The following is a 20940-nucleotide window of genomic DNA, read 5'->3' on the forward strand; positions in this document are numbered from 1 at the left end:
GGCGGGGCGGTGCCGCCGGTCAGCGCTCCCGGCGCTGGAGCAGGGCCAGCACGGCGCTGATCAGGACCATTGCGCAGGCCGCGCCGACCGCTGCGGCGAACGCGCCGCGGTGCCCGGTGCTCTCGGCCAGGAGACCGGCCAGCGCGGCGCCCACGGCGGAGCCGAGCACCACGCCGCTCGCGAGCATCGTCATGACCGTGCCCAGCCGTTCCGGCCGGGCGACGTCCCCGCCGATGGTGTAGATCGTGACCATGACGGGCCCCAGGGGCAGACCGGCGAGCAGCAGCACCACGAGCATCGGCCCGATCCCGCTCGGGAGAAGGAACAGCAGGCTCAGGGCGGCCATCGCGCCGGAGCCGGCCACCCAGCGGGAGGCGGGCCGGAAGCGCTGCGGCCACCACGCCACGGACAGCGCCGCGGCCGCCGAGCTGATGCCGAGCACGGCGTAGAGCAGACCCGTCGCGCTGCGGATGCCGTGCTCGCCGCCGAAGGCGTTGAGGCCGTTCTGTACGGCGCCGAAGAACGCGCCCATGGCCACCATGCCCAGGACGGGGAGCAGCACGAGGAGCCGTTCGCCGCCGGTGACGGGACGGGCCGCCGCCCGCCGTCGTTCCTCGCGCGAGACGGCCGGCACCGCCAGTCGGGTGGGATGCCCCGCGAAGGTCGTGACCATCGTGAGCGTCAGGACGGCCGCGAGGACGAAGGGGGACCAGGGGGCGACCAAGGAGGCCAGAAGACCCACCAGGGCCGGGCCGAGCACGAAGGTCAGCTCGTCGGCGGTGGACTCGTAGGACAGGGCGGTGTCCAGCTCGCGCCGGTTCCCGCCGACCAGTCCCCGCCACCGCACGCGGGCCAGCGGGCCCACCTGGGGGCAGGTGGCACCCACGAGCAGGGACGCGCCGACGAGCAGCGGCACGGCCGGTGCGCCCGGCCCCGCGGGGGCGTAGGCGGTGATCAGCAGCAGCCCGATGGCCACGGCGTGGGCGAGGGCGGAGACCAGCAGCACGGCCCGCTGGCCCACGCGGTCGGCCAGGTGGCCCATCAGGGGCCCGCCCAGCGCCGACCCGATCCCGACGGCGCCGGCGGCCAGCCCGCCGACGACGTAGGAGCCGCTGACGGTGGTGGCGAGGGTGAGCGCCCCGACGGTGAGCATGGCCAGGGGCAGGCGGGCCACGAAGGCGATCGGCAGGAAGCCGCGCCCGGCGAGCTGCACGAGCCGGGCGTACCGGCCGCCGGACGAGGGCGTCGTCCGGCGGCCGGTGTCGTGCTGGGGGACCGCGGGGTGCTCCGCGAAGGGGACCGGGGCGGCGGGGACGCGGGCAGCGTGCTCAGCCGTGGCAGAGGTGGTCAGGGGGTTCACAGGGGTCCTCGGAGGAAGTGCGCACCGTCCCCCCTCCCGGTGCGCCCGACCCGGACAACAGGGTCCAGTCTACCGCCCGGTCGCCCCGCCGCCAGGGGTGGAGGACCGGCCGCCGTAGGTGATCTCCGCCGCGCCCACGGCCGAGGAGACGTACAGGCAGGGGCGGTCGCCGGGGACGGCGGCGCAGACCGTGGCCGCCGTCAGCCCCTCCGGGTCGCGCTCGTCCGCGCCGGCCACCGCGGGAGTCCACCACTCGGCGTCCGGGACCGCGGCCTCGATGGCCCCCGCGCGGGTCGTGACGGACACGCGCTGAGGGGCCTCGCCGACGAGCCGGACCTCGGTGGCCCCGACCTCGGTGTGCACGTCCAGGTCCTCGCGCACCCGGACCCCGTCGAGGTCGACGGCGCCCACCTCCGAGGCCGCCCACAGGGCGCGGGCGCTGCCGCTCACCTCGATCACGCCGGCCTCGGTGTCGAGCCGGACGTCGCCGAAGTCGCCCTCGACGCTCAGGGCGCCGGCGTCGCCGGAGAGCCGCAGGTCCACGGGCTCGTCCTCGGCCGGGACGGTGATGCGCACGTGCATCCCGCTGCCGGCGCCCGGCCAGGAGTGCGACGGGAGGGCGTCGATGCTCAGCCGGCCGTCCTCGAGTCGGGGCTCGGGGGCGCTCTCGAGCTGGAACCCGGCGTACACGGACTCCACCCGCAGGTCCTGGACGTCGGCCGTCACGACCTCGATGACGGCCGAGCGCCCGTCGACCACGACCGTGTCCACGGACTCGGTCACGGTGGTGTTCACCCGGTGCTCCTGGACGGACAGGGACGCGGCCGCGGTCGCGCCGCCGGCGCCCAGCAGGAGGAGGGCGCCGAGGCCGCCGAGCACGGCGGTGGGGACGAGCCAGGCGGCGCGCTCGTTCTCGCTGAGGACGTCCTGGGCGGCGGGGTGCTCGGGGTGGGTGCTCATGGCCGGTGCTCCTGGTGGGACGGGTGGGCGGACGGGGTGTGGCCGGGCCCGGGGTCGGGATAGCCGAGGTAGCGCAGGACCGCGCGGACGCGGCGGTTGCCGCCGTCCTCGTGGGCGAGGCCCAGCTTGGTGAACAGGGAGCGGATGTGCTTCTCCACCGAGGACTCGGTGAGGAACAGGTTCGCGGCGATCGAGGCGTTGGAGAGCCCCTGGGCCATGAGCCCGAGCACCTCGTGCTCCCGCGGGGAGAGGAGGTCCAGGTCCTGGCGGTGCCGCGAGCGCACGAGCAGCTGGGAGACGACCTCCGGGTCGAGGACGGTGCCGCCCGCGCCCACGGTCTCCACGGACTCGAGGAACTGGTCGACGTCCGCGACCCGGTCCTTGAGCAGGTACCCCAGCCCGTCCCGGCGGGACGCGATGAGCTCCGAGGCGTAGCGCTCCTCGACGTACTGCGAGAGCACGAGCACCGCGATCCGCGGGTGCTGGGAGCGCACGAGGACGGCGGCGCGGATGCCCTCGTCGGTGAACGTCGGCGGCAGCCGCACGTCCACGAGGGCGAAGTCCGGTTCGTGCTGCTCGACGGCCTTGAGCAGGTCCTGCGCGGTGTCGACGTCGGCGACCACCTCGTGGCCGGCCTCGGTGAGCAGACGGACGAGGCCCGCGCGCAGGAGAACGGCGTCCTCGGCGATGACGATGCGCATCAGGAGCCCGCCCCTCGGTAGACCGGCAGCTCGACGGTCAGCTCGGTCGGCCCGCCCGCGGGTGAGTCGAGGAAGAAGTGCCCGCCCGCGGACCGGATCCGGTCGGCGATCCCGGACAGGCCGCCGCCGGGGACCACCACGGCGCCGCCCCGGCCGTCGTCGGCGATCCGGGCGACCACGCGGGTGCCTCCCGCGGGGTCGGTCTCGAGGCCCACCCGCACCGACGCGGCGCCGGCCTGGGCGTGCTTGACCATGTTGGCGATGCCTTCGGAGACCGCGAAGTACACGGCGGCCTCGGTCTCGGGCGCCAGCCGCGGAACCCGCACGTCCACGGCGACCGGGACGGGGGACTGGGCGGCCACGGCGGAGAGGGCGGCGTCGAGGCCCCGGTCCTCCAGGACCGCCGGGTGGAAGCCCCGGGCCAGGCGGCGCAGCTCCGCGATCGCGGCCTTCGTGGTGGCGTGCGCCTCCCCGACGAGGTCCTTGGCCCCGGCGGGGTCGTGGTCGATCCGCCGCTGGGCCATCGACAGGTTCATGGCCACGGACACGAGCTGCGGCTGCACGCCGTCGTGCAGGTCCCGCTCGATCCGGGAGCGCTCGGTGCGGGCGCCGCGGACGGCGGTCTCGCGGGCGGCCGCGGCCTCGGCGGCCCGGCGGCGCAGCTCCACCGCCTCGTCCACCCGCAGCAGCAGCCGGGACAGGCCCCGGTGGGCGGCCACGGCGAGGACCACGACGAGGAGCCCGAGGAGGGCCAGGGCGATCCCGGTCAGGACCACGGCCCAGTCCGGCCACGTCCCGACCACCTCGGAGGGCCAGAGCGGGTTGTTCGGTGCCGCGTAGAGCGGCGCGAAGGTCAGGGCCACGGCGGCGCCGGTGGCGGCCAGGGCCGCCACCGCGACCCAGCCCAGGACCGTGGTGAGGAGCAGGTGCAGCAGTCCCGTCCAGAACGCGGCGTCGGAGACGTCCAGCCACCACTGGTGGGCGATCCGCCAGCCGTCGGTGCGCGGTGAGCGGCGCCGGTGCGGGGCGGGCAGGTGCAGCCCGAACGCGGCCTGCGTGCGGCGGCGCTCGACCCACTCGATCCCGCGGACCGCGTAGATCGCGGCCACCAGCAGGACCACGCCCACCAGGGCGGCGAGCGACGCGAAGCCCGCGGAGACCAGGGAGACGAGGGCGGTCAGCCACAGCGTGCCGAGCGCGGCGTCCACCACGAGGTCGGTGGTGCCGAAGAAGAGGGTCTTGGGGGACCACGGTCCCCACTCCCGGAACCGGGGGCCGGTGGCGGGGCCGGCGGGGCGGGAACCGCCCGCGGGGCGGTAGGGGTCGTCGGGGCCCTCGGTGCCGGGGCCGTCCTGGGGCTCGCGGCCGGGGCTGCTCCACGGTGCGGGTGGCAGGGGCCGGGTCTCGTGCGGTGTGCTCATGCCCCTCACGCTACGGTCGCGCGGGCCCTCTCCACTGCGACGTTCTCCACCTGTTGCCGCTGCGGTTTTCCGCACCCGGCGCGGCGCCTCCCGTGCGGGCGCGGCTCATCCGGCGTCCAGCAGGCCCACGCCCATGGCCGCCAGCGTGCCGAAGGCGACGCCCCACAGGACGATGGAGACGATCTGCCACAGGATGACGGCGTTGCGGTCCGCGCCGAAGGAGACCATGGCCGTCGCCGTGATCTGGCTCGGGAGCATGGTCTGGCCGAGCAGGCTCACGCCGGCCACGCCGTACCTGTCGAAGGCCCGGCGCAGTCTCTGCCGCTTGGGCGAGGGCTCCCGGGGGTCGCCGGCGAACCTGCGGCGGAGGCCGTGCGCGCCCAGGACCAGCACCAGCATGGAGGCCACGTTGCCGACGACGGCGGCCCCGACGGCGACCGCCGGGTCGAGGCCGGCCAGGACGCCGATGACGGACCCGAAGTAGGACTCGACGAACGGGATCGCTCCTGCCAGCACCACCCCCAGCCACTGGAGCAGCGGCGGCAGGGAGGAGGTGAAGTCCTGCAGGGCGTCGATCATCGGGGTCCTTCCGGGAGTCGGCGGCACGGCCGGCCCGCGTCCGTCGCCGGGGCCGCTCCCAGCACGCTACCCGTGGGGCCTGCCTCGGGGCTTCCCCCGGCAGGTGGAGCGTCGGGCGGTCCGACGGAGGGAAGGGTCAGCCGTCGCCTGCCGGCTCCGCCCCGGGGCGGAGCCGGCAGAGCAGGACCGGATCCGGTCCACGGTCTGCGCCAGGCAATGGTCGCTGCCCGGGTCGAACGTGGAAGCCTCTGGCACGGTGTCCTCCCCCGGCCGTCGCGTGCGGCTGCGGGGCCTCCGGAGCCACCTCCACGCGCTGTGGGCCCCGGGCCGTCAGGCGGCGGTCACCGGCTCGGACCGGCGCAGCCGGTGGCTGCGGATCGAGACCAGCCGCCGGAGCCCTGTGCGGTCCTCGAGGACCCACGCGATCCCCAGCTGCGGAACCACCTCGCTGACCGTGCCGGTGAAGCACGGCTGCCGGTGCTCCCGGGCCTCGATCCGGTCGCCCGGCCGCACCCGGGCCAGGCCCAGGATCCATCTGCTGCTCGCGGTCACGGAGAGCTCCTTCCACATCCTGCACCCAGTTCCTCCATCCTTGTCCGGACATGTGGCCGCGGCGTTTCCGGAGGGTTGAGTTCGCATGACTTCTCCTCGAGGTCGAGGTCGCGCCCGGTCCGTGCCGGCCGGTGCACGGCAGGAGGTCCGGCGGGGCTCAGTACTTCCGCAGGGCCACGCGCGGCTGTCCCGTCCACCGCGCGCGCAGCAGTGCCGAGACGTCGAGGAGCAGGTCCGTGAGCTCCGCGGAGCCGGGGCCCAGGGCGCGGACCACGAGGCCGGGCACCGGCAGCTCCGAGACGCCGCACCGCAGCCCGGGCACCCGGATCTCGGCCGCAGTGAGCAGGTCGTGGACCTCCTCCACCAGCTCCCGGTCCGCCCGGGGGTCCACTACCAGCAGGGACCCGAGGTGCGTGCGGCCCTCCAGGAAGCCGAGCTCGGCCACGGCGTCCTCCCCGGGGCGCAGGCGGAGGTTGTCGAGGACCACCGTGCGCCCGCCCATCAGCACCTCGGTGCGCAGCACCACGCCGCGGTAGCGGAAGACGGTGCCGTCCGGCGCCCACCCGGGGGTGACCACCTCTCCCGCCACGAGGCAGGCCGAGGGGTCCATCGCCACGGTCGTGGACTGCACGTAGTCGGCGTCCTCGTAGGCGATGAGCTGGTCCGGCAGGTGCTCGAGCACCGCGCCGGGGCCGAGCTCGAACCGCACGTCCTGGCGCGCGGGTGCGGCCGGGGTGCGGTACACCTTGGTCGCGGACTGAGTGGTGACCAGGGCGGTGCCGGCGGCCCCGACCGTGACGTCCAGCTCGTAGCGGTCCCCGCCGAGGTAGCCTCCGCCGGGATTGACGACGACGAAGCACGGCTGCCCCGACCCGTCCAGGTGGTGCGGGCGCAGCACGCGCAGGGCACCGGCGTGGAACTGGTGGGCGGCCACGGTCCGCTCCCCGCGGGGCACCAGGACGAGCTCGAGCCGGCCGGTCGGGGCGGCGGCCGGCGGAGCGGCCTGCCCGGCGGCGGGTGCGGCGGCGGTCACGGGGCCATGTCCAGCAACAGCACGTCGTGCCGGATCCACGCGAGGATCCGTTCGAGGCCCTCGTCGGTCCGGAGGTTGGTGAAGCAGAACGGCCGGTCCTTGCGGAACACGGCGGAGTCCGCGGCCATGACGTCGAGGTCGGCGCCGACGTGCGGGGCGAGGTCGATCTTGTTGATCACGAACAGGTCGGACTTGATCATGCCCTGCCCGGCCTTGCGGGGGATCTTCTCGCCCTGGGCCACGTCGATGACGTAGATCGAGAAGTCCACCAGCTCCGGGCTGAACGTGGCGGAGAGGTTGTCCCCGCCGGACTCGACGAACACGATCTGCAGGTCCGGGTGCTGGGCGCACAGCTTCTCGATCGCGGCCTCGTTCATCGAGGTGTCCTCGCGGATCGCCGTGTGCGGGCAGCCGCCGGTCTCGATGCCCACGATCCGGTCCAGCGGCAGCACGCCGTTGCGCGCAAGGATCCTGGCGTCCTCGATCGTGTAGATGTCGTTGGTGATCGCGGCCATCGAGACCTCGTGGACCAGGGCCCGGGTGACCCGTTCCACGAGCTGGGTCTTGCCGGCGCCCACGGGCCCGCCCACGCCGATGCGCACGGGGCCGCGGCCGGTCGGTGCGGAGGGGACGGGGGAGACGGTGGTCATGGTGAGCTCCTGGGTCGGTGCGGTCCGGTGGTGTGACCGGACCGGTGGTGGGGTCAGGACATGAACATGCGGGCCCGCTGCCAGGCGTGGCGCATCTGGGCGATCTCCAGGCCGGGGCTGGCCGCCCCGGTCTCGTGGTCGGCCATCCGCCCGATCCGGTCGACGCCGCGGGCGACGTCCTCGTGCAGGGCGCGCAGCACGCGCTGGCCCGCGTTCTGGCCGATGGGGATGCCGCGCACGGCGTTCTGGGTCAGGGAGGTCACGGTCGAGAAGAGGTACGCGCCGGCGAGCTGATCCCAGGCAACGCCGAGGCCGGAGCCCACGAGCGCGAAGGCCACGGCGGGGTTGCCCCGGCTCGTCCCGGCGCGCTGCCGCTCCGCGTAGGCGAGCAGCCGGGGCGAGGGGAAGTTCTCGGCGCCGATGCCGGTCATCCGCCGGCCCATCGCGGTCGCGGCGTCCCGCACCTGGAGCGGCAGGGCCTGGGCGGCCAGCAGGTCGTCGGCGCGCCACACGGTGTCGTCGTCGGCCGCCGTGGCAACCGCGCGCACCGCCCAGCCCTCCGCGGGCACCACCTGGTGGTGCAGGCAGTGCCGGACCCACGCCAGGAAGCTCGGCTCGTCACGGACCGTGCCGTCGTCCACGTAGGTCTCGAGTCCCAGGGAGTGGGCGAACGCGCCGGTGGGCAGGGCGGAGTCGGCCAGCTGCAGCACGGCGAGCGTGCCGGCGAGCGTTCCGGCGGGGCCTCCCGGGGAGCGCTCAGTGGGTGTGCTCGGCATGGCGGAAGGGGACCTCCATCTGCCGCTCGACGCGCGCGAAGCGCACCCCGGCCTCCCGCAGGAAGGCCTCGGCGGTGTGGTCGTACTGGAGCACCATGACCCCGTCGTGGCCGGGCAGCTCGGCGACCTCGGCCGCGGGGCCGAGGAACTGGGCGGGCAGGTGCCGGTTGCCCAGGGAGTGGGCCACACAGCCCATCTGCTCGATCGTGGCGGGCGCGACGACCAGGACGTCGGTGGGCAGGGTCGAGACGACCACGGCGTGGTGGCCCTCCCGGTGCAGGATGTCGCCGTCCTTGAGCTCCCGCCGCGCGGTCAGGCGGATCCCCACCTCCGTCCCGTGGTCGGTCACGACCCGCTGGACGCGCCTGCGCAGCTCGGGCCCGGAGAGCGCGACCCGCTCCAGGTGCAGGCCGGCGCGCTCCGGCTCGGTGAGCTCGGCCAGGTTGCCGAGGACGGCTTCGACGATCACGGGTGCGGGTCCTCTCGGGATGCCTTGTCATGCTGCGGGAAGTGCAGGAAGTGCGGGAAGTGCGGGAAGTGCGGGGTCGTCCGGGGGCCGGCGGACGGTCAGAACAGGAAGTAGCGCTGGGCCATGGCCAGCTCCGCGGCGGGCTCGCACGTGGCGAGCTCGCCGTCCACCCGGACCTCGTAGGTCTGCGGGTCCACCTCGATCTCCGGGGTGGCGTGGTTGTGCCGCATGTCCCGCTTGGTCAGGCCGCGGATCCCGCCCACGGGCAGCACCCGCTTGCGCAGGCCCAGGCGCTCGCCGACGCCCGCCTCGACGGCGGCGCGGGACATGAAGGTGATGGAGTTCGCGTGCGGAGCGGCGCCCTTCGCGCCGAACGCGTCCCGCAGGAGCTGCGGCTGCGGGGTGGGGATCGAGGCGTTGGGATCGCCCATGAGCGAGTGCGCGATCTGCCCGCCCTTGAGCACGGCGTGGGGCTTGACCCCGAAGAACACCGGGTCCCACAGCACGAGGTCGGCGAACTTCCCCGGTTCGACCGAGCCCACCACGTCGGCGATCCCGTGCGCGACCGCCGGGTTGATCGTGTACTTGGCCACGTAGCGCTTCAGCCGGGCGTTGTCCCCGCGGCCCGTCTCCTCGGGCAGGGGCCCGGTGCGCCGCTTCATCTGGTCGGCGAGCTGCCAGGTGCGCAGCACCACCTCGCCCACGCGGCCCATGGCCTGGGAGTCGGAGGAGGTCATGGAGAACACTCCGAGGTCGTGCAGCAAGTCCTCGGCGGCGATCGTCTCGGGCCGGATCCGGGAGTCCGCGAACGCCACGTCCTCCGGGATGTCCGGGTTGAGGTGGTGGCAGACCATGAGCATGTCCAGGTGCTCCTCCGCCGTGTTCCGGGTGAAGGGCAGCGTGGGGTTCGTCGAGGACGGCAGCACGTGGGGCAGGGCCGCGATGCGGATGATGTCCGGGGCGTGGCCACCTCCGGCGCCCTCGGTGTGGAAGGTGTGGATGACCCGTCCGTCGATCGCGGCCACCGTGTCCTCGAGGAACCCGCACTCGTTGAGGGTGTCGGTGTGGATGGCCACCTGCACGTCGAACTCGTCGGCCACGGTCAGGGCGGTGTCGATCGCGGCCGTGGTGGCGCCCCAGTCCTCGTGGATCTTCAGCCCCACGGCGCCGGCGCGGATCTGCTCCGCGAGGGGCTCGGAGGCACTCGCGTGGCCCTTGCCGAGCAGCCCGAAGTTCATGGGGAAGCCGTCGAGGGCGCGGAACATCCGGTCGAGGTGCCACGCGCCGGGGGTGACCGTGGTGGCGTTGGAGCCCTCCGCGGGACCGGTGCCGCCGCCGAACATCGTGGTGATCCCGGAGGACAGGGCCGTGCCGATCTGGTCGGCTCCGATGAAGTGGATGTGGGAGTCGATCCCGCCGGCGGTGAGGATCCGGCCCTCGCCGGCGATCACCTCGGTGGAGGCGCCGATGAGGATGTCGACGCCGTCCATGACGTCCGGGTTGCCGGCCTTGCCGATCCCGCTGATCTGCCCGTCCCGGATGCCGACGTCCGCCTTGTAGATCCCGGAGGCGTCGAGGACCACGGCGTTGGTGACCACCGTGTCGACCACGCCGTCGTCCCGGGTCAGCCGGCCGTTGTGGCCCATGCCGTCCCGGATCACCTTGCCGCCGCCGAAGACCACCTCCTCCCCGGGGACCGTGCGATCGTGCTCCACCTCGAGGAACAGCTCGGTGTCCGCCAGACGCACCAGGTCCCCGGTGGTGGGCCCGTAGAGGCTCGTGTACTGGGCGCGGGACATCTCCTGGCTCATGCCTGCTCCTCCTTCCCGGGAGCGCCGGTGCCGGGAGCGCCGGTGCCGGGGGCGTCGAGGGGTCCGTTCACCCGGTTCGCGAGGCCGTGGACCTCGCGGCGGCCCGCCAGGGCGACGAGCCGGACCCGCTTGCGGTCGCCGGGCTCGAAGCGCACCGCCGTGCCGGCGGGGACGTCCAGGCGGAAGCCACGGGCCGCCGCCCGGTCGAACTCGAGCCCGGGATTGGCCTCGGCGAAGTGGAAGTGCGAGCCCACCTGGACGGGGCGGTCGCCGCGGTTGACCACGTCCACCTCCGCGGTGGGCCGGCCGGCGTTGATTACGACGGGCTCGGGCCGCAGGACGTACTCTCCGGGGATCACGGGCGCTCCTTCGGGGACGGGCGGGTCAGCGGATGGGGTCGTGGACGGTGACGAGCTTGGTGCCGTCCGGGAAGGTCGCCTCGACCTGGACGGAGTGGACCATCTCCGGCACGCCCTCCATCACGTCCTCGCGGGCCAGGATCGTGGAGCCCCAGGACATGAGGTCGGCCACGGTGCGGCCGTCCCGCGCGCCCTCCAGCAGCTCGGCGGTGATCAGGGCGACGGCCTCCGGGTGGTTGAGCCGCAGCCCACGGTCCCGGCGACGGCGCGCGAGGTCGCCGGCCACGACGATCAGCAGCTTCTCCTGCTCACGGGGCGTCAGGTGCACGGCTCTCCTCGGGGCGGCGGGTGCTCGGGGTCAGTCGTCACCGTAGGGGATCCGTGTTTCGGCGAGGTGCACCGGGTGTTTCCGGCACGTGCCGTGGTCCGCGTGCGGGCCCCGGCGCCGCACACCGCCCGTAGGGTGAGGCCATGACGCCTCCCCGCAGCCCTGGACGCGACCGGTACGAGGGCTTCGCCCCGCGCCCGCCCGCCGGGACGCCGCGCACCTCGTCGTGGTGGTCGTGGCGGGGCTGCGAGGTCCACCTGGAGCACGTGGGGGATCCGGACGCCGCCGTGCGGATGCTGCTCGTCCACGGGGGCGGGGGCAACGCCGCCGCGCTGTGGCCCTGGGCCGCACACCTGGCCGCGACCGGGGCCGTGGTCACGGTCCCGGACCTGCCCGGCTACGGGGAGACGGGGGTGCCCGATCCCGGCGGGGTGCGGTATCCGGACTGGCAGCGGCTGCTGATCGACCTGGTGCACGCCGAGCACGACGGGCGCCCCCTCGTGGTCCTCGGCGCGAGCATGGGCGGCCTGCTGGCCTGGGACACGGTGGCGGCCACCGGACTGGCCTCCGCCCTGGTGGCCACGTGCCTGCTGGACCCGCGGGAACCTGCCGTCCGGGCCCGCCTGACCCGGATCCCGCTCCTGGGCCGAGCGGCCGTCCCCGTCCTGCGCGTGGCCGCGGGACCCATGGCGCGGGTCCGGGTCCCGGTCCGGTGGGTCGCGGACATGCGACACGTCGCCAACGACCCGGCTCTGGTGGCCGCCGTGCTGCGGGACCGGCAGGGCGGCGGCGGGCGGGTCCCGCTGGGCTGGATGCGCAGCTACCTGGAGGCGTCCCCGGTGCTCGAGCCGGAGGAGTTCACCGGGACACCCGTCCTGCTGGTCCACCCCGCCGAGGACCGGTGGACACCCGTGGGCGTCAGCCGCCCGTTCTACGACCGGATCGCCGCCCCGAAGGACCTGGTGCTGCTCGAGGGCTGCGGGCACTTCCCCGTGGAGCAGCCGGGCTTCCGGCAGATGATCGAGGCGGTCGCCGGGCTGGTCCGCGATGTCCGCTGATCGCCCGGTCCCGCTCGCACAGGCCGAAGTCGTGCCCGGCCGGAGCGCGCATCACGTCCCGGCCGGGCACGACCTCTCCGTGCAGCGGCCGTCCGGTCGCACCACCCGGGCCCGGCCGGACGCCCGTACCTACTCGGCCGCCTCGGTGGGGGTGACCTCGGTGGCGTGCAGCCAGGGGTCGCCCTCGTAGTCGGTGTAGACCTCGTCCTCGAGCTCCACGCCGAGCTCCTCCTCGACGGTGGCCAGCTCGAAGGAGGTCATGACCGTGCCGACGACCTCCACGGTCTGGTCCTGCTCGAGTCCGGTCGCGCCGAGGTCGTGCATCACGAGCAGAGGATCGAGGTTGATGTCGCCCGGGTCGCCGATCTCCAGGGCGTTGTCGGAGACGACCTCCACGATCTCCGCCGACAGGGTGACCTCCTGGCCCTCGTAGACCGCCTGGTCGTCGGCGAACTCCTGGTTGTACGCACCGCCGTAGGGGGTGCCTCCGGGGAGGACAGTCCCCCCGTCCGTGGGAGTGGTCCCCTCGGCGGGAGGCGTCTCCGCGACCTCGCCGCCGGTGATGTCGTCGACCTCGGTTCCGGCCTCGTCCTCGCCGCCACCGCATCCTGCCAGGGCGAGTCCGGCGGCGGCGAGCAGGCTCGCGGCCGCCTTGCGGGTGGTGTGGGGTTCACGCGTTCTCATGATGTGCCTCCTGGTGTTGGCCATGGTCACCGGGGCGGCGCATCGGTGGTGAGGCACCGGGATCCGGCTGCGTGCCCCTTCACGGTAGGCAGGCTTTCTGCACGCTCACAAGGCTCGACGCCGGACTCTGCGGATCTTCCCCCAACCCTTCCGGAGCACTCTCCGCAAGTCGTGACCCGCGCGTGATGCGCCGGCCGGGGGCTCAGATCCTGAGGTGCACGAGGCTCGGCCCCTGCACCGCGAGCGCCTCGACGATCTTCTCGGCGAGGTTCTCCGGGGTGGCCTCGAGTCCGACCGCGCCGAAGGCCTCCGCGAGCGCCGGCCAGTCCGGCTGCCGCAGGTCCACGGCGAGCGGGTCGATGTCCCGGTCGGTCATGTTCTGCCGGATCTCGCCGTAGCCGCCGTTGTCCACGCACACGATCGGCAGGTCCACGCCGAGCTCCACGGCGGTCATCAGCTCCTGGATCGAGAACATCAGGGCGCCGTCGCCCACGAGGCACAGCACGGGTCGGTGCGGGGCGGCGAGCTTCGCCCCGATCGAGGCGGGCAGACCGTAGCCCAGGGTCGCGTAGGTCCCCATGTAGAGCAGGGAGTGCGGGAGCTGGGCGCGGAAGAACGTGGTGGAGCCCAGATACGTGACCTGGGAGGAGTCGCCGCCGATGATCGTGTCCTCCGGAACCACGGCCATGATGGTCTCGTTGAGCGCCGCGAGCTCGGGCGCGGTGCGGCGGCCCTCGTCGTCGAGCCGGGCGAAGACCTCGGTGAGGTCGCACGGGGGGCGCGGCGCGAGCGGGCCGATCGCCTCGAGGAGCTGCGGGACCACGGCCGCGGAGTGGCCGGGCAGCTCGATGTCCGGGTCGAGGTTGCACAGCATCTGGTCCCGCATGATGTCCACGCGCACGACCGGCCCCCGGGGCGTGATGTCCCCGCCCCACAGCTCGGCCTCGCCGACCTTCGATCCGATCACCAGCAGGGCGTCGGCGGAACGCAGGAACTCGTGCGCGGTGGACAGGCGCAGGTCGGCGCCCAGCGAGAGCCGGTGCCGCTCGGGAATGGCGCCCTTGCCGTTGGTCGTGGTGATGACCGGCGCCTCGAGCCGCTCGGCGAGCTCGAGCAGTCGCGCGCCGGCGGTCAGCGAGCCGCCGCCCGCCAGGATGACCGGGTGCTCGGCGGTCAGCAGCACCTCGGCGGCGCGGCGCACGTCGTCGACCGGGGCCGGCTGCGGGGCCCCGAGCCGGCGCGGGGCGACCTGCCGGTCGGTGTAGTCGAGCTCCGCCTCCAGCACGTCCAGCGGGATCTCGATGTGCACCGGCCGGGGGCGGGAGTGGGCAAAGTCCCGGAAGGCGTCGTGGACCATGGTCACGGCCTCTGCCCCGCTGGTGACCCGGCGGCTGTGTCCGACGATCGCGTCCACGGCCGCGGACGGGTTCTTCGTCTCGTGCAGCGAGCCGATGTCCCGGAAGTCGTGGCCCACGGGACGCCCGGGGGACAGGATGATCATCGGGCGGGACTCGGCGTAGGCCGTGGCCGCCCCGGACAGCGAGTTGAGCAGGCCGGGCCCGGACGTGGTGATGACGACGCCCGGCAGTCCGGAGACCTGGCTCCACCCGTCCGCGCCGTACGCGGCGCCCTGCTCGTGGCGCGGGGTGACGGCGCGGATGCCCAGCTCGCGCAGCGGGCGGTAGAACTCGAGCGAGTGGGTGCCGGGAATGCCGAAGACGGTGTCGACGCCGTAGCCCCGGAGCGTCTCGAGTACGGCACGGGCGGTGGTCCTGCGGGCGGTCATGAGCGGTCCTCCAAGGAAGCGGGGGTGGGATGGAGCGGGTCGGGTGGGATCTCGTGCGGCGGGCTCGCCGGCGGGTCAGTCCTTGACGTAGAGCAGGCGCTTGTTGACGAACTCGTCCATGCCCAGTGGTCCCAGCTCCCGGCCGTAGCCGGAGCGCTTGACCCCGCCGAAGGGCATCTCGGCGCCCTCGGCCTCGGCGGCGTTGACGTTGGCCATGCCCGCGTCGAGGCCCTCGGCGACCCGTCGGGCCCGGTCCGGGTCGGTGCTGAAGACGGCCCCGCCCAGGCCGTAGGGGGTGTCGTTGGCCAGGGCGAGGGCTTCCGCGTCGTCGGCGACCCGGTAGACCACCGCCACGGGACCGAAGAGCTCTTCGTGGTGGGCGGCCATGCCCGGGGCGATCCCGGTGAGCACGGTCGGCTCCAGGTACGCCCCCGGGCCCTCGAGCAGCCGCCCGCCGGCGTGCAGGGTGGCCCCGGCGTCCACGGCGTCCTGGATCTGGCGGGCCAGCCCTTCGGCGGCGGCCCGGGAGGACAGGGGGGCGAAGGTCCCGGGGGCGTCGTCGGCCGGGTCGCCCGGGGTCAGCGCCGCGGCCTGGCGGGTCAGCTCGGCCACGAACTCTTCGTGGACGTCTTCCATGACGATCATCCGCTTGTTGGAGTTGCACGCCTGGCCGGTGTTGGCCATGCGCGTGGCGAAGGCCGCCCGGGCAGACTCCTTGACGTCGGCGGTGTCCAGCACCACGTAGGGGTCGGAGCCGCCGAGCTCGAGGACAACCTTCTTCAGGTTCCGCCCGGCGATCTCGGCGACCTTTGCCCCGGCCCGCTCGGACCCGGTCAGCGACACCCCCTGGACCCGCGGATCGGCGATGATCTCGGCGACCTGGTCGTGGTCGGCGAAAACGTTGACGTAGGCCCCGGCCGGCACCCCGGCGTCGTCCATGAGCTGCTGCAGGGCAAGTGCCGCCCGGGGGCAGCTCTCGGCGTGCTTGAGCACGATCGTGTTCCCCAGGACCAGGTTGGGGGCGGCGAAGCGGGCGACCTGGTAGTAGGGGAAGTTCCACGGCATGATCCCCAGCAGCACCCCCACGGGCCGCTTCTGGATCACCGCCCGTCCACCGCCGGAGGCGGTGATGGGCTGGTCCGCGGCCAGGGCCGGGCCCTGGTCGGCGAAGTATTCGAAGATCTCGGCGCAGAACTCGACCTCGTCCCGGGCCTCGGCCAGCGGCTTGCCCATCTCCTCCGTGATGGTCGCGGCCAGCTCCTCGGCGCGTTCGGCGAACAGCGCCCTGACGCGGGCGACGACGGCGGCCCGCTCCTGGATCGGCCGGGACCGCCAGGCGCGGAACGCGGTGTCGGCGGCGGCGAGGGCGTCCTGGACCTGGGGGTCGGTGGCGGTGGGGTACTCGGCCAGCACCTGGCCGGTGGTCGGGTTGACGGACCGGTAGGGGGACGAGGTGGTGGGTCGGGAATCAGTGGTCATGTCAGGGTCTCCTCTTCTGGCGTGGGATGTCGTCGACGGCGTCGTGGCGCTCGGGGTGGGGAACGGTCAGGGCGGCGCGGCGCTCACAGCTGCATCGCCACCGCCCGCACCGGGGAGCCGTCCAGTCCGCGCAGCCGCAGCGGCAGGGCGCTGAGCAGCGGGTCCTGCCAGTCGACGGCGTGCAGGTTCGTCAGGTTCTCGATGATCGCCCCGCCCGCTCCCAGGACCGCCGCATGCACCGGCAGCTCGAGCGGTCCGGCCGAGGCGTCGTCCGGGGTCCGGTCCGGGTTGAGGGTGTCCACGCCGAGCACGCGCACGCCCGCGGACAGCAGGTGCTCGGCGACCTCCACGTGCAGCACCGGGTGCGCCAGGTAGCGCGGCGAGCCGAAGTGCCGGGACCAACCGGTGCGGAAGAGCACGATCGTGCCGGCCCGGACGTCCGCCAGCTGCGCGCGGACGTGCTCCCAGCGGACCACCTCGTGCTCCTGGAGGTCCGGCACGTGCACGATGCGCGCCGTCCCCACCAGGCGGGAGAGGTCGAGCTCGTCCACCGGCGAGCCCCCGTCCACGGTGTGCAGGGGTGCGTCCACGTGCGTCCCGCTGTGCGTGCCGAGGTGCAGCGCGGCCACCTGGAAGCCGTCCCGCGGAACGGACGCCGCGAGCCGGGAGTCCACGGGCGGGTCCCCGGGGAAGACCTGCATGCCGGCCTCCACGGGGTGGCTCAGGTCAACGAGGCGCATCGGCGGTCTCCTCCGGCTCGCCGGACGCACTGAACCGCACCGCGTCTCCGGCTCCGGCCCCGGCCGGCGTGTCAGCGAGGTGGCGCTGCACCGGGCGTCCCGCCACGACCTTCCGGGTCGTGAGGGCCCAGCCCAGGTAGAGCGCCGCGGAGACGACGAACGTGGGGATGGTCCCGCCCACGGAGCTCGGCAGCACGTAGGTGAGCACGAGCGAGGAGGCCGCGCCGACGACCCACACGACCACGGCGGCGGAATTGACCCCGCCCCGGTACCAGTAGCGGCCCCCGCGCCCGCGCAGGATGTCCGCCGCGTAGGCGCCGCGCTTGACCAGGTAGTAGTCCACCAGCATGATCGCGAAGACCGGGATGAACAGCGAGCCGATCAGGACCAGAAAGCTGGTGAACTGGTCGAGCAGACCCAGCCAGGTCGACCCGAGGATCGACACGGCGCCCAGCACCAGGGCGGTGGGCAGGAACCGGAGCTTCCGCGACGGCGTGAGGTTGACCACCGAGGACACCATGCCGTAGACGACCATGGTGTTGGTGGCCATTACCGACAGAAAGACCACCACCGCCAGGGGAGCCCCGAAGGCGGCCACGAGCACGGTCGGGTCGAACCCGACCGCCTCGCCGCCGTCGAGCACCACGTAGGCGATGGCGGTGGCCCCGAGGCTCATGGCCGTGACCGTGGACAGGACGTACCCCGTGCCGGAGCCGATCATGCCCGCTGACTGTCTCCGGGCGAGGCGGTTGAACTCCGCGGAGAGCACGGTCCAGGAGATGGCCGTGGCGATGACGACGTCGAGGACGGCGATGGAGGACCAGCCCGCCCCGGGATCCAGGGGCAGGGCCGCGAAGTCGGCCACCGGGTAGGAGGTGAACGCCACCGTGAAGACCCAGGCCATGATGCCCAGGATCACGACCGCCAGCCACGGTTCCACGCGGGCGATGCCCTCGTGGCCGAGGACGGCCAGCGCCACGACGAGCGCCTGGCAGAGCACCGAGAAGAGCACCGGGTTGGAGAAGCCGGTCGCCTGCGCCACGAGGAAGTTCACGGTGACGCCCGCGAGCATGGCCTGCACCCAGCTCCAGCCCATGAGGATGACCACGTTCGCGGCCACCGGGAGGTAGGACCCGCGCAGCCCGAAGGAGCCCTTGGTCAGGGACATGGTGGCGAGGCCGGTGCGCGTGCCCATGTTCCCCACGAGCACCAGCACCGCCCCGCCGATCAGCGTGCCCAGGACGATCATGCCCAGAGCCGTGGGCCAGGACACCCCGGGCACGAACAGCGTTCCCGTCAGGAGTGTGGTGACCACGAGGTTCGCCGCGAGCCAGATCATCCCGATCCGGCCCGCTCCCAGCGTGCCCCGCAGCGGGCCGTAGCCCTCGGAGTTCTCGTCGAGGTGGTCCGAGAGCCGGGTCCAGGCGGACCTGGGCCCGCCGGAGGCGTGGCGTGCTTCTGTCATGTGGTTGCCTCAGCGGTCGGCGGGACGGGAGAAAGGTGTTCGTGGACGGCGGTGACGGATCCGTCCGCGGTCCGGTGGAAGACGATGGTCTCGCGCTCGGCCGTGGTCTCGGCCACGCCGTCGGTCTCCGTGGTGGTGCGGACGTCGTGGACGAACACCGCGGCTTCCCCGCACAGTCGGACGACGCCGCCGCTGCTCTCGCAGGAGAGCACCCGCCAGCCCGCCGCGAGCCATCCTGCCCAGAGCCGCTCGTAGCTCGCACGGTCCGCCAGGCGGCCGGGCTCGCTGTGGAAGACGAAGTCGGCCTCCGGGGCGAAGGCGTCGAAGTAGGCCTGCGTGTCGGTGGCGGCGAACGCCGCGACCAGGGCGCCGGCGGCCCGCTCCACCTCCTCGCGGGTCAGCGGAGAGGGTGTCCGCTCCGGTGCCGCGTCCGCTCCGCCGGCGCCGGGTGCCCCGGTCATGGGCGGATCTCCGTGCGGTCGTCACCGGCGGGGCGGGAGCCCGAGAGGCGTTCGTTCCAGTGCTGCAGCACACCTTGGTGGGTGGGCCGGGACAGCAGGGAGACGATCACGTAGACGACCGCGGAGCTCACCAGGCCCAGGTAGATGGGGGCGTTGGCCAGCACACCGAAGAACAGCATGGAGACCAGCACGACCACGGAGCCGACGAGCATCGACAGCGCGGCGCCCAGCCCGGTGCCCCGCTTCCACACGAGTCCGCCGAGGATCGCGACGAGCAGGCCGCCGACCAGGATGTCGTAGGCGATGGTCAGGGCCGTGACGGTGTCGGAGATGAAGATCGAGATCGCGGTGATCACCACGCCGAAGACGAGCATGTAGAGCCGGTCGGTGCGCAGCTCCGCGGCTTCGTCCGCCGCGGTCGCGTCCTGCCCGGCCAGGGCGGGCCTGCGGCCGAACAGGGCCTTCAGGGTGGGGACGACGTCCACCCGCGCCACGGTGGCCGAGGCGATGAGCGCGCCGGAGGCCGTGGACATCATGGCCGCCACCCCGGCAGCCAGCACGACGCCCCCGAGACCGACCGGGACGTACTGCTGGGCCATGGTGGCGAAGGCGTCGTCGGGGGAGGCGAGGTTCGGGGCGAGGACCGCAGCCGCCATGCCGATCACGGCCCCCGCGAACCCGTAGAGGCCCACGTAGACCGCGGCCGTCAGCCCGCCCCAGCGTGCCACCTGCGGAGAGCGGGCGGTGAACACCCGCTGCCAGATGTCCTGGCCGATGAGCATGCCGAAGCCGTAGACCACGAACATGGTGATGATCGCCTGCGTGCCCATGCCGTTCCAGGTGAAGAACGAGGCGTCGAGGCGCTCTGTGAGCCCGGACCAGCCGCCGGCGGCGGAGAGGGAGAACGGCAGCAGGATCAGGAAGATGCCGACCGTCATGAACACGAACTGCATCATGTCGGTCAGGGTGATCGACCACATCCCGCCGAGCACGGAGTAGGCCACGACCACCACGCCGCCGAGCAGGATCGCCCAGGTCCGGTCGATCGGGAACAGCACCGAGAAGATCGCGGCATAGGCCGAGGTCGAGGTCACGGAGAGCATCACGGTGTAGGCGAGCATCACGAACGACGATGCCTTCGTCCCACCGCCCTCGCCGTAGCGAAGGTGCAGCATCTGGGAGACGGTGAAGACCTTCAAGGACTGGATGCGGCCGGCGAAGAACAGGCTCAGCGCGGCGAGGCCCGTGGCGATGGCCACCACCAGCCACATGCCGGAGAGGCCGTACCGGAAGCCGAGGCCCACTCCGCCCACGGTGGAGGCGCCGCCGAGGACCACGGCGGCCATCGTCCCGGTGTAGAAGCCGGGACCCAGGCGGCGGCCGGCCACCCGGTAGTCCTCGGCGTTGTGCGCCCGGCGGCTGGCCCACAGCCCGATGCCCACCATGGCCACCAGGTACAGCACGATGATCAGCAAGTTCATGGGTGACTCTTCTTCCCTCGGGTCCGCCGGCCCCGGGGGGCACACAGCTGGTTTTCTCTCAGGCAACAAAAGTTGCATTGCCCATGGTATGGTGGAAATCACATTTTGGGAATAGGCCCGGGTCGGGGCGGTCGTGGAAGACCGTCCGGGAGGAGTCGACGTCGTGAAAGCACTGCCCATCGAGAGCTCCGGGCACACCGCCGCCGTGGGGTCGCGGCTGCGCAACCACCGGCGGCGCAGCCACATGACCATCGACCAGCTCGCCTCCGCCGCGGGTCTCACCAAGGGCTTCGTCAGCCGGGTCGAGCGGGACATCACCTCCCCGTCCGTGGACTCGCTGGTGCGGATGTGCCAGGTGCTGCGGATCGACGTGGGCGCGCTCTTCGCCGGGCCCGCCGACGTGGAGCTGGTCCGGCTCGAGGACGCCCCGTACATCGACCTCGGCGGCGAGGGGATCGAGGAGCAGCTCGTCACGCCGTCGGCCCAGCGCCAGGTCCAGGTCATCCGGGCCCGCGTGGCCGCCGGCGGCCGGGGCGAGGACGCGATGTACAGCATGGACTGCGAGAACGAGGTGCTGCACCTGATCAGCGGCCGGTTCCGGCTCCACGTCCCGGACCGCACCTACGACCTGGAGGCCGGGGACACCGTGACGTTCCCCGGCTCGGAGCCGCACACCTGGGAGAATCCCGGCACCGAGGAGGCCGTGCTGCTGTGGATCCTCGGCTCCTGAGCTCCCCGCCCGACCCGGCCACCACCTCCGTCAGCACCCACCGAGAGGACCGCACAC

General features: G+C 73.4%; 22 protein-coding genes. 2 read left to right on the forward strand and 20 right to left on the reverse strand.

The window, feature by feature from the left end; all coding sequences use genetic code 11:
* Positions 1-19: 19 nt before the first annotated feature.
* The 13 genes from ACFYE1_RS10995 to ACFYE1_RS11055 form a co-directional block, all read right to left on the reverse strand.
* Positions 20-1360 carry an MFS transporter gene (locus ACFYE1_RS10995; RefSeq protein WP_387742677.1) on the reverse strand — a complete coding sequence of 447 codons (1341 nt, stop codon included), beginning with the start codon at positions 1358-1360 and terminating at the stop codon, positions 20-22.
* A 69-nt stretch (positions 1361-1429) separates the two neighbouring features.
* On the reverse strand, positions 1430-2320 hold the full coding sequence (locus tag ACFYE1_RS11000) for a hypothetical protein (protein ID WP_387742678.1): 891 nt from the start codon (positions 2318-2320) through the stop codon (positions 1430-1432).
* Complete coding sequence (locus tag ACFYE1_RS11005) at positions 2317-3021, reverse strand: response regulator transcription factor (protein WP_387742680.1); 705 nt, start codon at positions 3019-3021, stop codon at positions 2317-2319. The genes ACFYE1_RS11000 and ACFYE1_RS11005 overlap by 4 nt, the downstream gene beginning before the upstream one ends.
* The gene (locus tag ACFYE1_RS11010; RefSeq protein ID WP_387742682.1) at positions 3021-4442 is read right to left on the reverse strand and encodes a sensor histidine kinase; all 1422 of its coding nucleotides are present in this window, start codon (positions 4440-4442) and stop codon (positions 3021-3023) included. The genes ACFYE1_RS11005 and ACFYE1_RS11010 overlap by 1 nt, the downstream gene beginning before the upstream one ends.
* 105 nt (positions 4443-4547) lie before the next feature.
* Complete coding sequence (locus ACFYE1_RS11015; RefSeq protein WP_387742684.1) at positions 4548-5021, reverse strand: hypothetical protein; 474 nt, start codon at positions 5019-5021, stop codon at positions 4548-4550.
* Positions 5022-5351: 330 nt separating this feature from the next.
* Positions 5352-5573: a hypothetical protein gene (locus ACFYE1_RS11020; RefSeq protein WP_387742686.1), complete on the reverse strand. Its 222-nt coding sequence runs from the start codon at positions 5571-5573 to the stop codon at positions 5352-5354.
* Positions 5574-5730: 157 nt separating this feature from the next.
* The gene (locus ACFYE1_RS11025; RefSeq protein ID WP_387742687.1) at positions 5731-6606 is read right to left on the reverse strand and encodes an urease accessory protein UreD; all 876 of its coding nucleotides are present in this window, start codon (positions 6604-6606) and stop codon (positions 5731-5733) included.
* Positions 6603-7256: an urease accessory protein UreG gene (gene ureG / locus ACFYE1_RS11030; protein ID WP_387742688.1), complete on the reverse strand. Its 654-nt coding sequence runs from the start codon at positions 7254-7256 to the stop codon at positions 6603-6605. The genes ACFYE1_RS11025 and ureG overlap by 4 nt, the downstream gene beginning before the upstream one ends.
* Before the next feature lie 53 nt (positions 7257-7309).
* Complete coding sequence (locus tag ACFYE1_RS11035) at positions 7310-8032, reverse strand: urease accessory protein UreF (protein WP_387742690.1); 723 nt, start codon at positions 8030-8032, stop codon at positions 7310-7312.
* Positions 8013-8501 carry an urease accessory protein UreE gene (locus tag ACFYE1_RS11040; protein WP_387742691.1) on the reverse strand — a complete coding sequence of 163 codons (489 nt, stop codon included), beginning with the start codon at positions 8499-8501 and terminating at the stop codon, positions 8013-8015. The genes ACFYE1_RS11035 and ACFYE1_RS11040 overlap by 20 nt, the downstream gene beginning before the upstream one ends.
* Positions 8502-8599: 98 nt before the next feature.
* A complete protein-coding gene (gene ureC, locus ACFYE1_RS11045; RefSeq protein WP_387742693.1) occupies positions 8600-10312 on the reverse strand; it encodes an urease subunit alpha in 1713 nt (570 codons plus the stop codon).
* On the reverse strand, positions 10309-10671 hold the full coding sequence (locus tag ACFYE1_RS11050; RefSeq protein WP_387742695.1) for an urease subunit beta: 363 nt from the start codon (positions 10669-10671) through the stop codon (positions 10309-10311). The genes ureC and ACFYE1_RS11050 overlap by 4 nt, the downstream gene beginning before the upstream one ends.
* A gap of 25 nt (positions 10672-10696) precedes the next feature.
* Positions 10697-10999 (reverse strand): urease subunit gamma, encoded by a 303-nt coding sequence (locus ACFYE1_RS11055; RefSeq protein ID WP_387742698.1) that lies wholly within the window; start codon positions 10997-10999, stop codon positions 10697-10699.
* A 143-nt stretch (positions 11000-11142) separates the two neighbouring features.
* Between ACFYE1_RS11055 and ACFYE1_RS11060 the strand changes: the two genes are divergently transcribed.
* Entirely contained in the window at positions 11143-12057 is a 915-nt protein-coding gene (locus ACFYE1_RS11060; RefSeq protein WP_387742699.1) for an alpha/beta fold hydrolase, read from the forward strand.
* A 129-nt stretch (positions 12058-12186) separates the two neighbouring features.
* Here ACFYE1_RS11060 and ACFYE1_RS11065 read toward each other — a convergent pair whose 3' ends face one another.
* From ACFYE1_RS11065 to ACFYE1_RS11095, 7 genes are all read right to left on the reverse strand, one after another.
* Positions 12187-12741 carry a hypothetical protein gene (locus tag ACFYE1_RS11065; protein WP_387742701.1) on the reverse strand — a complete coding sequence of 185 codons (555 nt, stop codon included), beginning with the start codon at positions 12739-12741 and terminating at the stop codon, positions 12187-12189.
* A 202-nt stretch (positions 12742-12943) separates the two neighbouring features.
* Complete coding sequence (locus tag ACFYE1_RS11070; RefSeq protein WP_387742703.1) at positions 12944-14527, reverse strand: thiamine pyrophosphate-binding protein; 1584 nt, start codon at positions 14525-14527, stop codon at positions 12944-12946.
* 75 nt (positions 14528-14602) lie between these two features.
* Positions 14603-16006 carry an NAD-dependent succinate-semialdehyde dehydrogenase gene (locus ACFYE1_RS11075; RefSeq protein ID WP_387742704.1) on the reverse strand — a complete coding sequence of 468 codons (1404 nt, stop codon included), beginning with the start codon at positions 16004-16006 and terminating at the stop codon, positions 14603-14605.
* Positions 16007-16089: 83 nt separating this feature from the next.
* Positions 16090-16746 carry a cyclase family protein gene (locus ACFYE1_RS11080; RefSeq protein ID WP_387742706.1) on the reverse strand — a complete coding sequence of 219 codons (657 nt, stop codon included), beginning with the start codon at positions 16744-16746 and terminating at the stop codon, positions 16090-16092.
* Positions 16733-18211: a purine-cytosine permease family protein gene (locus ACFYE1_RS11085; protein ID WP_387742708.1), complete on the reverse strand. Its 1479-nt coding sequence runs from the start codon at positions 18209-18211 to the stop codon at positions 16733-16735. The genes ACFYE1_RS11080 and ACFYE1_RS11085 overlap by 14 nt, the downstream gene beginning before the upstream one ends.
* On the reverse strand, positions 18208-18672 hold the full coding sequence (locus tag ACFYE1_RS11090) for a YybH family protein (RefSeq protein ID WP_387742709.1): 465 nt from the start codon (positions 18670-18672) through the stop codon (positions 18208-18210). The genes ACFYE1_RS11085 and ACFYE1_RS11090 overlap by 4 nt, the downstream gene beginning before the upstream one ends.
* A complete protein-coding gene (locus tag ACFYE1_RS11095; protein ID WP_387742711.1) occupies positions 18669-20153 on the reverse strand; it encodes a sodium:solute symporter in 1485 nt (494 codons plus the stop codon). Before ACFYE1_RS11095 ends, ACFYE1_RS11090 begins: the two co-directional genes overlap by 4 nt.
* Before the next feature lie 163 nt (positions 20154-20316).
* On the opposite strand from ACFYE1_RS11095, the gene ACFYE1_RS11100 reads away from it, so the two are divergent.
* On the forward strand, positions 20317-20883 hold the full coding sequence (locus tag ACFYE1_RS11100; RefSeq protein WP_387742712.1) for a helix-turn-helix domain-containing protein: 567 nt from the start codon (positions 20317-20319) through the stop codon (positions 20881-20883).
* Positions 20884-20940 lie beyond the last annotated feature (57 nt).

Origin of the sequence: Kocuria nitroreducens, from assembly GCF_042879195.1 — a bacterium.
Classification (GTDB): Bacteria; Actinomycetota; Actinomycetes; order Actinomycetales; family Micrococcaceae; genus Kocuria; species Kocuria nitroreducens.

Excerpts from the sequence above, each read along its gene's own strand:
- ACFYE1_RS11000 (WP_387742678.1), bottom strand. The coding sequence starts at position 2,320 with ATGAGCACCCACCCCGAGCACCCCGCCGCCCAGGACGTCCTCAGCGAG.
- ACFYE1_RS11005 (WP_387742680.1), bottom strand. The coding sequence starts at position 3,021 with ATGCGCATCGTCATCGCCGAGGACGCCGTTCTCCTGCGCGCGGGCCTC.
- ACFYE1_RS11010 (WP_387742682.1), bottom strand. The coding sequence starts at position 4,442 with ATGAGCACACCGCACGAGACCCGGCCCCTGCCACCCGCACCGTGGAGC.
- ACFYE1_RS11015 (WP_387742684.1), bottom strand. The coding sequence starts at position 5,021 with ATGATCGACGCCCTGCAGGACTTCACCTCCTCCCTGCCGCCGCTGCTC.
- ureG (WP_387742688.1), bottom strand. The coding sequence starts at position 7,256 with ATGACCACCGTCTCCCCCGTCCCCTCCGCACCGACCGGCCGCGGCCCC.
- ACFYE1_RS11035 (WP_387742690.1), bottom strand. The coding sequence starts at position 8,032 with ATGCCGAGCACACCCACTGAGCGCTCCCCGGGAGGCCCCGCCGGAACG.
- ureC (WP_387742693.1), bottom strand. The coding sequence starts at position 10,312 with ATGAGCCAGGAGATGTCCCGCGCCCAGTACACGAGCCTCTACGGGCCC.
- ACFYE1_RS11060 (WP_387742699.1), top strand. The coding sequence starts at position 11,143 with ATGACGCCTCCCCGCAGCCCTGGACGCGACCGGTACGAGGGCTTCGCC.
- ACFYE1_RS11065 (WP_387742701.1), bottom strand. The coding sequence starts at position 12,741 with ATGAGAACGCGTGAACCCCACACCACCCGCAAGGCGGCCGCGAGCCTG.
- ACFYE1_RS11070 (WP_387742703.1), bottom strand. The coding sequence starts at position 14,527 with ATGACCGCCCGCAGGACCACCGCCCGTGCCGTACTCGAGACGCTCCGG.
- ACFYE1_RS11075 (WP_387742704.1), bottom strand. The coding sequence starts at position 16,006 with ATGACCACTGATTCCCGACCCACCACCTCGTCCCCCTACCGGTCCGTC.
- ACFYE1_RS11080 (WP_387742706.1), bottom strand. The coding sequence starts at position 16,746 with ATGCGCCTCGTTGACCTGAGCCACCCCGTGGAGGCCGGCATGCAGGTC.
- ACFYE1_RS11085 (WP_387742708.1), bottom strand. The coding sequence starts at position 18,211 with ATGACAGAAGCACGCCACGCCTCCGGCGGGCCCAGGTCCGCCTGGACC.
- ACFYE1_RS11090 (WP_387742709.1), bottom strand. The coding sequence starts at position 18,672 with ATGACCGGGGCACCCGGCGCCGGCGGAGCGGACGCGGCACCGGAGCGG.
- ACFYE1_RS11095 (WP_387742711.1), bottom strand. The coding sequence starts at position 20,153 with ATGAACTTGCTGATCATCGTGCTGTACCTGGTGGCCATGGTGGGCATC.